Source organism: Mycobacterium sp. BMJ-28 (genome assembly GCF_054404835.1).
The window spans coordinates 2888771-2900707 of the sequence record NZ_CM136783.1; the positions used below are offsets into that span (position 1 = coordinate 2888771).

General features: G+C 68.3%; 10 protein-coding genes. 4 read left to right on the forward strand and 6 right to left on the reverse strand.

Annotation, left to right across the window (positions count from 1 at the left end; translation table 11 throughout):
* Window positions 1-3: 3 nt before the first annotated feature.
* Complete coding sequence (lon, locus tag ACXPWS_RS14290; RefSeq protein ID WP_458713044.1) at window positions 4-2337, reverse strand: endopeptidase La; 2334 nt, start codon at window positions 2335-2337, stop codon at window positions 4-6.
* 28 nt (window positions 2338-2365) lie between these two features.
* On the reverse strand, window positions 2366-3001 hold the full coding sequence (locus tag ACXPWS_RS14295) for a VC0807 family protein (protein ID WP_458713045.1): 636 nt from the start codon (window positions 2999-3001) through the stop codon (window positions 2366-2368).
* Window positions 3002-3089: 88 nt separating this feature from the next.
* On the opposite strand from ACXPWS_RS14295, the gene ACXPWS_RS14300 reads away from it, so the two are divergent.
* Window positions 3090-4016, forward strand: a complete 927-nt coding sequence (locus ACXPWS_RS14300) for an NADP-dependent oxidoreductase (RefSeq protein ID WP_458713046.1) — start codon at window positions 3090-3092, stop codon at window positions 4014-4016.
* Window positions 4013-4744 (forward strand): SDR family oxidoreductase, encoded by a 732-nt coding sequence (locus ACXPWS_RS14305; protein ID WP_458713047.1) that lies wholly within the window; start codon window positions 4013-4015, stop codon window positions 4742-4744. The genes ACXPWS_RS14300 and ACXPWS_RS14305 overlap by 4 nt, the downstream gene beginning before the upstream one ends.
* Here ACXPWS_RS14305 and ACXPWS_RS14310 read toward each other — a convergent pair.
* From ACXPWS_RS14310 to ACXPWS_RS14325, 4 genes are read right to left on the reverse strand one after another with little or no spacing between them, the layout of a single operon-like run.
* Window positions 4716-5702 carry an SIS domain-containing protein gene (locus tag ACXPWS_RS14310; RefSeq protein ID WP_458713048.1) on the reverse strand — a complete coding sequence of 329 codons (987 nt, stop codon included), beginning with the start codon at window positions 5700-5702 and terminating at the stop codon, window positions 4716-4718. The two genes, ACXPWS_RS14305 and ACXPWS_RS14310, sit on opposite strands and share 29 nt — an antisense overlap.
* Complete coding sequence (locus tag ACXPWS_RS14315; RefSeq protein ID WP_458713049.1) at window positions 5699-6916, reverse strand: glucosamine kinase; 1218 nt, start codon at window positions 6914-6916, stop codon at window positions 5699-5701. Before ACXPWS_RS14315 ends, ACXPWS_RS14310 begins: the two co-directional genes overlap by 4 nt.
* 3 nt (window positions 6917-6919) lie before the next feature.
* A complete protein-coding gene (locus ACXPWS_RS14320; RefSeq protein ID WP_458713050.1) occupies window positions 6920-8233 on the reverse strand; it encodes a glycosyltransferase in 1314 nt (437 codons plus the stop codon).
* Window positions 8233-8847 (reverse strand): TetR/AcrR family transcriptional regulator, encoded by a 615-nt coding sequence (locus ACXPWS_RS14325; RefSeq protein WP_458713051.1) that lies wholly within the window; start codon window positions 8845-8847, stop codon window positions 8233-8235. Before ACXPWS_RS14325 ends, ACXPWS_RS14320 begins: the two co-directional genes overlap by 1 nt.
* Window positions 8848-9062: 215 nt before the next feature.
* Between ACXPWS_RS14325 and ACXPWS_RS14330 the strand changes: the two genes are divergently transcribed.
* Window positions 9063-10451: an NAD(P)/FAD-dependent oxidoreductase gene (locus tag ACXPWS_RS14330; protein ID WP_458713052.1), complete on the forward strand. Its 1389-nt coding sequence runs from the start codon at window positions 9063-9065 to the stop codon at window positions 10449-10451.
* A gap of 13 nt (window positions 10452-10464) precedes the next feature.
* Window positions 10465-11922 (forward strand): aminobutyraldehyde dehydrogenase, encoded by a 1458-nt coding sequence (locus ACXPWS_RS14335; protein WP_458713053.1) that lies wholly within the window; start codon window positions 10465-10467, stop codon window positions 11920-11922.
* The last annotated feature ends 15 nt before the right edge of the window (window positions 11923-11937 follow it).

Consider the following 11937-nt stretch of genomic DNA (forward strand, 5'->3'; position numbering starts at 1 on the left):
CGGCTAGGCAGCGACGACGGCAGCCGCTGCCACCGGCTCCAGGGCCTGGGCCACGATCTCGGCCACGTCGGTCATCGGCCTGACGTCCAGGGCCTCCAGCACCTCGGCCGGCACCTCGTCGAGGTCAGGCTCGTTGCGCTGCGGGATGAACACCGTCTTGAGTCCCGCCCGTTGCGCGGCCAGCAGTTTCTGCTTGACCCCGCCGATGGGCAGCACCCGGCCGTTGAGTGTGACCTCACCGGTCATGCCGACATCGCCGCGGACCTGACGTCCGGTGGCCATGGAGACCAGTGCGGTCACCATCGTGACACCGGCGGACGGACCATCCTTGGGCACCGCGCCGGCAGGCACGTGCACGTGGATCTGACGGTCCAGCGCCTTCGGGTCGACGCCCAGCTGCTCGGCGTGCGCACGGACATAGGACAGCGCGATCTGCGCGGACTCCTTCATCACGTCACCCAGTTGGCCGGTCAGCTTCAGCCCCGAATCACCGTCGGTGGACCCGGCTTCGATGTAGAGCACATCGCCACCCAAACCGGTGACGGCCAGACCGGTCGCCACGCCGGGCACCGCGGTGCGCTCGTCGGACTCCGGGGTGAACCGCGGACGGCCCAGGTACCCAACCAGATCCGGCTCGTCGATGACCAGAGACCCGCCGTCGGTCGCCAGCTTGGTGGTGACCTTGCGCAACGCCTTGGCCAGCAGTCGCTCGAACTGCCGCACACCCGGCTCGCGGGTGTAGTCCGCCGCGATCTTGCGCAGCGCGGCGTCGGTGAGGGTGACCTCATCGGACGTCAGCGCGGCCCGTTCGGCCTGCCGGGGCAGCAGGTAATCCCGCGCGATGGCCACCTTGTCGTCCTCGGTGTAGCCGTCGATCTGGATCAGCTCCATGCGGTCCAGCAGTGCCGACGGGATGTTCTCGATGACGTTGGCCGTCGCCAGGAACACCACATCGGACAGGTCCAGGTCCAGCTCCAGGTAGTGGTCGCGGAACGTGTGGTTCTGCGCCGGGTCCAGCACCTCGAGCAGGGCTGAGGACGGGTCGCCGCGGTAGTCCGAGCCGACCTTGTCGATCTCGTCGAGCAGCACGACGGGGTTCATCGAGCCGGCCTCGCCGATGGCCCGCACGATGCGGCCGGGCAGCGCACCGACGTAGGTGCGACGGTGCCCGCGGATCTCGGCTTCGTCGCGCACACCGCCCAGGGCGACGCGAACGAACTTGCGGCCCAACGCCCGTGCCACCGATTCACCGAGTGAGGTCTTACCGACACCGGGTGGCCCGGCCAGCACCATGACGGCACCGGAGCCGCGGCCGCCGACGACCGACATGTTGCGCTGCGCACGGCGGGCCCGCACGGCCAGGTACTCCACGATGCGGTCCTTGACGTCCTCCAGCCCGTGGTGATCGGCATTCAGGATTTCCCGCGCCGACTTCAGGTCGGTCGAATCCTCCGTCGTGACATTCCAGGGCAGGTCCAGGACGGTGTCCAGCCAGGTCCGGATCCAGCCGCCCTCGGGGCTCTGATCGCTGGACCGTTCCAGTTTTCCGACCTCGCGCAGCGCCGCTTCGCGAACCTTCTCGGGAAGGTCGGCGGCCTCGACACGGGATCGGTAATCGTCCGAGCCCTCGGGTTCACCCTCGCCGAGTTCCTTGCGGATCGCGGCGAGTTGCTGGCGCAGCAGGAATTCCTTCTGCTGCTTGTCCATACCGGAACGGACGTCCTCGGCGATCTTGTCGTTGACCTCGACCTCGGCCAGGTGCTCCCCGGTCCAGGCGATCAGGCTGCGCAGCCGGGCGGCCACATCCGCGGTCTCCAACAGCTCCCGCTTCTGCACGTCGGTCAGATACGAGGCGTATCCGGCCGTGTCGGCCAGTTGGGACGGGTCGGTGATCTTGTTGACCACGTCGACGATCTGCCACGCCTCGCGGCGCTGCAGCATCGCCAGCAACAGCTTCTTGTACTCGGCGGCAAGCGACTTGGTCTCGTCGGTGGATTCGGCGTCCTGCGCTTCGTCGACCAGGACCCACAGGGCGGCGCCGGGCCCGGTGGTACCGGAACCGATGTGGGCGCGGCGCTCACCGCGCACCACGGCGGCGGCACCGCCGCCGGGCACCCGGCCGATCTGCACGATGGATGCGATCACCCCGTAGGTGGGGTAGCGGTCATCCAGGCGGGGTGCGATGAGCAGCTTGCCGGAATCGCTGGCCTGCGCGGCGTCCACCGCGGCACGGGCGGCGTCATCGAGTTCGATGGGCACCACCATGCCGGGCAACACGATCGGTTCGCTGACGAAAAGGACGGGCACAGCACTCGACGTCGAAATGGCTTCAGGCATCAAACCTCCAAAGTTGAACCTGATGGGCTCAACTCTGCGCGGTGCTCCTTTGTTCCCAGTGGGAGTGCGCCTTCTTGGCCACCACGACCGTCACCAAGATCAGCAGGCCGGTCAGTGCGAGGGAGACGACGGTGTTCACACCCTTGCCGACGTCGACGGACAGCGAAAAGATGATCCCCAGGCTGATCAACATGCCGGCCAGCAGGCCGACTCCCCATATCGCCGACAGCAGAACGTGCACGCGGTGCTTGAAAGCGAGCTCGCCCGGCTCGGGCGGTTCGGGGTCATCGGGTGCCACCCGCTCGGCGACCACCTGCGTCAGCGGCTTGCCGATGACGCAGCTGCCCAGGAAGACCAGTGCGCCGATGCCGCCCACCAGTGTGTCGCCCACCATCAGCATCCGGGCATCGGAGGTGGCCAGCCCGACGGCCAGGCTCAGGCCGAAGTTGAGCATCAGATAGCCGGCGAACGGGTCCAGCCGGCGGGCCTTGACGGCGTCGTAGCTCACCTTGATCCCGGCCAGTACGGTCGCGGTGAGAAGCGCAATATATTCGGACAGCCCGGCGGCGCGCAGACCGTAATAGGCGCCCAGTGGCGGGCCGATGTCGAGCAGCATGCCGCGCAGCACCGGCCGCATGGACGGGCGCGCGGGCTGCTCGGTCACCGAGCCGACGCTAGGTCGCGAACCTGGCAGGTTGCTGTGTGCGAATCGGCTCCGGAATAGCCGGCGCGCGCACGTGGTCATAGCCTTCATGACCAAAGCGGTGCAGTTCGATCAGTACGGGGATATCGACGTCCTGCAGGTGCGGGAGGTGCCGCGGCCCGTCCCGGCCGGGGGCGAGGTGCTCGTCGAGGTGAAGGCGGCGGGCATCAACCCGGGTGAGGCGATGATCCGGCAGGGCTTCCTGCACGACCGCTGGCCGGCGACGTTCCCGACCGGTCAAGGCAGCGACCTGGCCGGCGTCGTCGCCGCGGTCGGCCCCGGTGTCAGCGGATTCGCGATCGGCGACGAGGTGCTCGGCTTCTCGCTGAGCCGCTCCAGCCACGCCGACCATGTGGCCGTGCCCGCCGACCAACTCACCGTCAAACCTGCCGATGTGCCCTGGGAGGTGGCCGGCTCGCTCTATGTGGCCGGGTCGACGGCGTATGCCGCCGTGCGGGCGGTTGGCCTCACGGCGGGGGACACCGTGGCGATCTCGGGCGCGGCAGGCGGGGTCGGATCCATCGCGGTGCAGTTGGCCACCCGCACCGGGGCCGCCGTGCTGGGCATCGCCGGACCGTCGAACGACGACTGGCTGCGTGCGCATGGGGCGGTCCCGGTCAACTACGGCGACGGCCTGGCCGACCGGCTGCGGGCGGCGACGGAGACTGGCCGCGTCGACGCGTTCCTCGACTTCTTCGGGGGTGGTTACGTCGCACTCGCGGTGAACGAACTGGGGGTCGCTCGCGAACGGGTGGACACCGTCATCGATTTCGCCGCGATCGAACAGTTCGGTGTGCTTGGCGTGGGCAGCGCGGAAGCGAGCACGGCGGCCGTCGTCGCCGAACTCGCCGGCCTGGTGGCTTCCGGGGATCTCGAGGTCCCGATTGCGAAGGTGTACCCGCTGGCGCAGGTGCGGGAGGCCTATCGCGATCTGGAACAGCGACACACCCGCGGCAAGCTGGTGCTGCGCCCGTGACCGATCTCTTGGCGGGCAAGGTCGTCGCGATCACCGGCGCCAGCAGCGGTATCGGTGCGGCGACGGCGCGGCTGCTGGCCGGCCGCGGCGCCCGGGTGGTGCTGGGGGCCCGGCGCGCCGATCGCCTGGACCGGCTCGCGGCGGAGCTCAGTGCCGAAGGCGGGCAGGTGATCTCGGTGCCCACCGACGTCACCCGGCCCATCGATCTGGAGCATCTGGTGGCGGGTGCGCTGGACCGGTTCGCCCGCCTGGATGTGTTGGTGAACAACGCGGGCGTGGCGACCCTGGGTCCCTTGGCGCAGGGTGATCTCCCGGCCTGGTCGGACATGATCGACGCGAATCTGCGCGGGGTGCTCAACGGGATCGCCGCCGCGATGCCGGTGTTCCTGCGCCAGGGTCACGGCGACTTCGTGACGACGGTGTCCACGGCAGGATTGAAGATCGTGCCGAACATGGGGGTGTACGCGGCCACCAAGAACGCGGTACGGACCGTGCTGGAGGCACTGCGCCAGGAGTCGACCGACGGCGTCATCCGCACCACGGCCATCTCGCCCGGTTACGTCCGCACCGAACTCGGCGGTCCGGACGCTGACCCCGAAACCCGTTCCAGGATGGCCGAAATCGCCATCGCACCGGAGGCGGTGGCGCGGGCGATCGCGTTTGCCATCGAGCAACCCCGCGACGTCGAGATCGGCGAACTCACGATCCGGCCGACGGTGCAGGGCTGACCGCCTGCCAATCCCGGGCCGCGATCAGTTCCGCAATGAGCGTCTCGGTCAGCAGTCGCACGTCGTCGACATCGTCCCCCGGATAGCGCACCGTGGTCGTGGCGGTGGGCACGTCGCCACCCACTGCGACCACGGTGGTGCCGCGCGGGCCGGTCCATTCGGCCATCTGCGCCTCCCACCTCGACCCGGCGAACACCAGCATCCGCAGGTCGCTGTTCTTGGTGCGGTACACGTCGACATGACTCCAGTCACCGGTCTCGCAGCCGATCGCCGACCGCCGGGGTCCTTCCCGCAGCATCAGGGCCCCCTGCTGGGCTGACGAGAAGCGATGCGCCGGGGCCACCAGGTGCGTCTCCGCTTCGCCGAGCAGCAACTCGGAAACCTCTGGGAGCCAGTTGCTTTCGGTGGACAGCAGCCAGTCGCTCGCGCGCGCCGCGGACTCGACGGCGGCGATCAGGCCGTCGGCGGGACTGCCCGCCAACTGACATTCCAGCGCCATCAACATCGCCAGGGTGTGCTGGTAGCTGCGGCAGGCCACGCCGCCGACTTCGGGCCCGGCCAACAACTCGACGGCATCGTTGCAGCGCGTGGTGATGGCGGACCCGGGTGTGTTGGTCAGCGCGACGGTGTGTGCCGAACCCTCGAGACGTTCCAGGGCATCGAGGGTCTCGACCGATCCGCCGGTCGCCGAGGTGGCCACCACCAGGGTGCCCGGTCCCCACCGGGGCAACAGCTGCGAGGAGGCGATCTCGGATACCGCGCAGATCCCGCGGGCCCGCAGCCGCGCGGCGGCGACCCCGCCGGCATACGCCGACGAGCCCATACCGAGCAAGACGACGCGCTCGACATCGGCGGGAATCGCCAGCGCCCAGGGGTTTCCGTGCGCCAGCGCGCCGGCCAGGTTGGCCAGCACCTCCGGCTTGCGGGCGAGATCGGTGGCGAATGCGTCGGGTTTCATCGGCTCATTTCGTCGAGTAGAGCGGGCAACGCCGCGTCCGGGACGTACATCCAGCGCGGCAGATGGCGGCCTGCGTAGACGATCTCGCGCAGCACCTGTTGCAGGCGCAGGGCGCCTAGGGCGTGCTCGACGTGCAGGCCGGCGTGCCCGCGTTGCACCAGTGTCCGGACGTACGCCTCGTACAGCGCCGCCCGCGACACCCTTTCGACCTCGGCGAGCGCGTCCGGCCCGAGCTCGGAACGTTCGACGGCGACGATCGCGACGTGGGCCAGCGACTGCAGGATGCCGGCGAGGTCGACGGCGGCCGGTACGGGAAGGACCCGTTCGGCCGGCGGGAGTACCGGATTGCCGTCGAAGTCGGTGATGACCAGCCTGTCGCCGGTACGCAGTACCTGGCCGATGTGCAGGTCGCCATGGGCGTCGAGGACCGGGACATCCACCAAGGCCGACAATCCGTCCAGGATGAGCTCGATATCGCCGGCACGGTCGGTGAGCAGCTGCGCGTTGGCCGGACCGGCCAACCGCCGCGCCTGGGCCAGGGTGTCGAAAGCGCCGTCGCGCCAGCGTGTCGCGTCCGCGGGTGTCGACGGGGCGACGTTGGCGGACAACGCGATATGCAGATCGGCGACCATGACACCCAGGGCGCTGCAGGTTTCGGCGACGGGACCGAGATCGCCGCCGGTGGCCGCGGCGATGAACAGATCCTTTGCCCAGGTCCAGCCGTCGACCGCGCCGGGGAGGTAGCCGTTCACCGTCGCGACCAGGGTTTCGTCACCGCCGTCCGGGGTCCAGGTGACCACCCCCCATGGGGTCGGCATGGAGCTGAAACCGGCGGCGGTCAGGGCCACGAGCCGGCCGGGCGCGGGATGCGGACCGGCCTGAAGGTGGGTCGCCCACTTCACCACGGCCTGCTCGCCGACGATGACCGACTCGTTGGTCTGGTCGACGGTGATCGGGCGTTCGGTGTCCGACAGGTTCTGACCGGTCCACGACACGACGGCGAACCGGCCGTGCGACGAGCGGCCGGGGACCCGGGCCAGCAGGCCGATGAGCGCGCCGGCGGTGCCGTCACCCGCCGTCGCCCGCTGCCAGCCGTCGGGCGATGCCGTCACAGGAACGGCCGACAACGACCCCCCGCGGTCGACGATTGCCAGCGCCTGGCCGGTGTCGAGCTCAAGGAGATCGACAGGTGCCGGGTAGATTTCGGGCTGCACGAATCAGCCGGCGATGGAAAGATGCGACACACCGGTGCGTTCGATGACGTCGGCGGCCACGCTCAGGCCATCACGTTGGCGGACGGCCGCGCCGATCGCGGCCACCCGGTCGCGCAGTTGCTGGTCGGCCAGGATGCGGTCCAGCGCGCCGGTCAGGTCGGCGTCGGCGAAATGGTAGGTGTCCAACCGCACCCCCAGCTTCAATTCGTCGATGCGCTGGGCATTCTCGTACTGATCCCAGAACAGCGGGAGCACGATCAGCGGCTTCCCGAAATGCAAGGCCTCGGTCGTGGTGTTGTTGCCGCCGTGTGAGATCACGGCGTCCACCAGCGGGATGATCCTGGTCTGCGGCAACATCTGTGCTCCGACCATGTTGTCGGCCAGCGTGATCCGGTCCGCCTGCGGACCTTTGCTGACGATGAAACGGTGCCGGGTGGTGCCGAGGATGTCGACCAGCCGTTGCATCAGCGTCACGTCAGCCGCGCCGAGCGAGCCCAGCGACAGATAGATCAGGGCGCTGTCATCGGGGCGATCGGCCATGGCAGCGGGCAGTTCGTAGTCCTCATCGGTCTCCCGGATGCTGGAATCCACCCGCGTCCACGACGCGTCCAACGGCCGCCGGTCGATGTAGTCCGCCTCGGCCGGATAGATGTAGATGGTGGCGGCATTGTCGCGCGGCATGAACTCCAGATCGGGCAGTGGCGCACCGCCCTGTTGACGTACCCAGGTGTCGAAGTCCTCCCACATCGGACGCAGGGTCCGGTCGAACTCGGCCAGATAGGCCGGCCAGTCAGACCTGTCCTCACTCGGCAGTCCCGAAAAGGGCGGCGGGACATCGGGTCCGGGCACTTCCAGCGGGCTGCACGAGATGAACCGGACGAACGGCTTACCCGCGGTGGTCAGCGCCGGGAAGAGGACGACGTTGTCCTCGACGATGACGTCGGGTCGGTGTTTGTCGATGATCTCGCGTAGGCGTGGTTCGCAGTATTTGGCGCCGTCGATGAGCGCTTGGTAGGTGGGAGCGATGAAGGTCGCGAGCTGGTCCACGGTCGGCTTGGCGAATTCGGGGGCGGTCTCGGCGATGAAGTCGGTCCAGAACTGGCCGGCGTCACCGTCTTCGGCACCCTCGACGGGCGCGGCCAGATCCACCAGTTCCTCGATGAATCCGTGCTTGGCGATCTTGCCCGCCCAGGACGACTCGGCGGCGAAGACGATGGTGTGGCCGCGGTCGCGGAGTTTGGCTGCGACGCCGATGCATTGATTGGTGGGTCCGTAGGCGGACTCCGGCCAGAACATGATGGTCAATGCCTGGGACATCATTGATTCCTTTCGCGGTCATGGCAGCGGAGTAGGGGATGGCCGGTGGACACCCGGGCGTAATCGAGGATCAGTTCGGTGGACGCGTCGGCGTCCAAGCTCGGATGACGAGCCACCATCCGATATCCGTAGGCGTCTTCGAGTGCGACGATGTTGCGGGCGATGGTCAGCGACGGTGAGCTGAGTGTGAAGACACCCTGTGCGGCACCGGATTCCAGGATGACCTGGTACATCGCCACCTGGCGGTCGAACAGTGCGGTGAGCAGAACCGCGTAGGTGGGGTAACGCCCGGCGGCCCCGCCCAGTTCGCACAGCAGCTTGACCGCTGGGTCGTCGGAGTCGACGGGCAGACCGGACTCGATGGTGAGTACCAGGCGGCGGTCGGGTTCGGCGACGCCCTCGATGCGGCGGAGGCGGTCGTCGTAGAACCGTTCCATGCCTGCCCTGTTGGCCTCCACGAGCAGCGTCTGCACGTCGGGGAAGTGGTAGAGGACGGCGCCCGAGGTGAGCCCGGCCTCCGCCGCGACCTGATTGAGCTGAACATCCGCCCCGTGTTTCATCACCGCCCGCTGGGCGGCGTGCAGCAGGTTCGCGCGTCGTTCCGTGCGGCTCACGGCCACTGGGTCCCCTCCCACTCGTCTGTCATGACTCACGGTGCCAGAAAAGTTGCCGCCCGGCGGGATTTTCTTGAATAGAAACTCAGGTTTTACGTTTGTAATGCGTCTGACATGCTATTTCTGGTCTTGTATTCTCTGAACGGCAATGCAACTATCGTGCTGCCGTCGGCCGCATCGCCGATGGCCGGGACCGATTGACGACGGAGCAGGGCTTGAGAACGACCGACGAGTTGCGGGACGCCGAACCACGGCCGGTGTGGTGGGACGACATGCGCACCGGGCCGCGGACGCAGCCGCTCCGTGGACGCGTCAGCGCCGATCTGGTGGTCGTGGGCGGGGGATACACCGGGCTGTGGGCGGCGATCGAAGCCCTCTCCGCGGACCCGGGTCGCCGGGTGATCCTTCTCGAACAGGCATGGGTGGGCGCGGCGGCATCGGGGCGCAACGGCGGCTTCGTCTCCGCGTCGCTCACGCACGGCATCGCTCACGGGGAGGCGATGTGGCCCGATGAGCTCGACGAGTTGCAGCGCCAAGGCCGAGAGAACGTCGAGCAAATCGCAAAACTGTTGCAGTGCAAGGGTATCGACGCCGACCTGCGCTTGGTGGGCAAGACGACGCTGGCCAGAACGCCACACGAAGTGCAGGCGCTGCACCATGCCGTGTCGAGCTACACGCGGCACGGCGAGGATGTCGAATTCCTCGACCGTGCGCAGGTGCGTGCCGACATCCACTCGGACGCCTTTCGCGGCGGCCTGCGCATCCGCAGCGGCGGACTGGTGGATCCGATGGCGCTGGTGCTCGGATTACGCAGGGTTGCAGAGGATTTGGGCGCTGTCATCTTCGAGCGGTCCCCGGCCACCGGGATCACCCGGACCGGTGGCAACCTGACCGTGCGCAGCAACCACGGCGAGGTCGACACGTCCCACGTGGTGCTCGCCTCCAATGCCTACCCGCCGTTGCTGCGCCGGCTGAAGTCCTGGATCCTCCCGGTCTACGACTATGTGCTGGCGACGGCGCCGCTGACCGCCGGTCAGCTGGAGTCCATCGGCTGGACGCAGAACCAGGGACTCACCGACGCAGGCAATCAGTTCCACTACTTCCGCCGAACTCGTGACGACCGGATCGTGTGGGGTGGTTACGACGCGATATACCACTACGGCAACGCCGTCGCCCCCGAACTCGAACAGCGCGACCGGTCACACCTTCTGCTGGCACGGCATTTTCGCGAAACATTCCCGCAGTTGGAGGACGTGGTGTTCACCCACCGCTGGGGCGGGGTCATCGACACCACCAGCAGGTTCACGCCGATCTTCGGAACTGCCTTCAACGGCCGCCTGGCGTACGCGGTCGGATTCACCGGCCTCGGTGTGGCCTCGACGCGCTTCGGCGCGCGGGTGGCCCTGGATCTGCTGACCGGGCGGGAGACCGAACGCACCAGCCTGCGGGCCGTCACCGGCAGCGCGGTGCCTTTCCCGCCCGAGCCGTTGCGCTGGTCCGCGGTACAGATGACCCGTGCAGCCCTGGCCCGTGAGGACGAAACAGGCCGCAGGGGACTGCTTTTACGCACCCTGGACCGATTCGGGGTCGGTTTCAACAGTTGACAGGAGTATGCGCATGACCGCAGGGCTGTTCCATCGGGGTGAGCGGGTCGCCGGCTCCGGAGGCGAACGTACCCTGGTCGACCCGTCGTCGGGGCAGCCGACCACGACCGTCTCCGAGGCGTCGATCCCGGACGCCGAACGCGCCGTCACGGCCGCGGCCGAAGCCTTCCCGGCCTGGGCGCGCCGGACCGCCGGCGAGCGCGCGCGGGTCCTGCTGCGCTGGGCCGACCTGATCGACGCCCACTCCGCCGAACTCACCGCACTGGAGGTCGCCGAAACGGGTAAGCCGGAGTCGGTCTTCCGCGATGGTGAGCTGCCTTTCGGCACCGACAATCTGCGATTCTTCGCGGGAGCGGGCCGCTCCCTGGAGGAGACCGGTGCCGGCCTGCTCAGCGAGGGTTACACGTCGATGATCGTGCGCCGGCCCGTGGGTCCCGTCGTCGGTATCGCACCATGGAACTTCCCGATGATCATGGGGCTGTGGAAGATCGGGCCCGCGCTGGCCGCGGGCAACACCATCGTCATCAAGCCGGCGCCCTCGACCCCGTCGAGCACGCTCTACATCGCTGAACTCGCAATCGAGGCGGGTGTACCACCCGGGGTGCTGGAAGTGGTGACCGGTGATCAGGCCGTCGGTGCGGCCCTGGTCGCCGACGAGCGCGTGCAGCTCGTCTCGATCACCGGGTCGACCCGCGCCGGGCGCCAGGTGATGTCGACCGCGTCGGTCCGCGGCGCCCGGGTTCATCTCGAACTCGGCGGCAAGGCACCATGTCTGGTGTTCGAGGATGCGCACCTCGACGATGCGGCGCACGGTATCGCGATGGGCGCGACCTACAACTCGGGGCAGGACTGCACCGCGGCCACCCGCGTGTATGCCCATGAGTCGATCATCGACGATCTGGTCGAACGCCTCGTCGCGGCTTTCGCTGCCATCCGCGTCGGCGACCCGCACGAGTCGTCCACCGACATCGGCCCGCTGATCAGTGTCGAGCACCGGGCGCGGGTTCACGGTTTCGTCGAACGTGCCGTCGAGGCCGGCGCCACGGTGCGTACCGGAGGTGTGCTGCCGGAAGGCCCCGGCGCCTATTATCCGCCGACGCTGATCACCGGAGCGGAGCAGTCCGCCGAGATCGTCCAGGACGAGGTCTTCGGGCCGGTCCTGGTGGTGTTGCCGTTCGGCGATGAGGCAGAAGCGATCCGGCTGTCCAACGACTGCCGGTACGGCCTGGCGTCCTCGGTGTGGACCTCGGATGTGGCTCGCGCACTGCGCACCGCCCATTCGATCGACGCCGGTGTGACATGGGTCAACGACCACCTGCCGATCGCCTCCGAGGCGCCGCACGGTGGCGTCAAGGCAAGCGGTTTCGGCAAGGACATGAGCCAGGCCGCCGTCGCCGAATACACCGTCGCCCGCCACATCATGGTCAAACACGCGCCGCGGGCGGCGCACAGCTCGTTCAGACCGTCTTGATCAGCACCGGAAGGA

What these genes read in the sequence shown, in the direction of transcription:
- ACXPWS_RS14310 (WP_458713048.1), bottom strand. Translation starts at nt 5,702, where the DNA reads ATGAAACCCGACGCATTCGCCACCGATCTCGCCCGCAAGCCGGAGGTG.
- ACXPWS_RS14335 (WP_458713053.1), top strand. Translation starts at nt 10,465, where the DNA reads ATGACCGCAGGGCTGTTCCATCGGGGTGAGCGGGTCGCCGGCTCCGGA.
- ACXPWS_RS14320 (WP_458713050.1), bottom strand. Translation starts at nt 8,233, where the DNA reads ATGTCCCAGGCATTGACCATCATGTTCTGGCCGGAGTCCGCCTACGGA.
- ACXPWS_RS14300 (WP_458713046.1), top strand. Translation starts at nt 3,090, where the DNA reads ATGACCAAAGCGGTGCAGTTCGATCAGTACGGGGATATCGACGTCCTG.
- lon (WP_458713044.1), bottom strand. Translation starts at nt 2,337, where the DNA reads ATGCCTGAAGCCATTTCGACGTCGAGTGCTGTGCCCGTCCTTTTCGTC.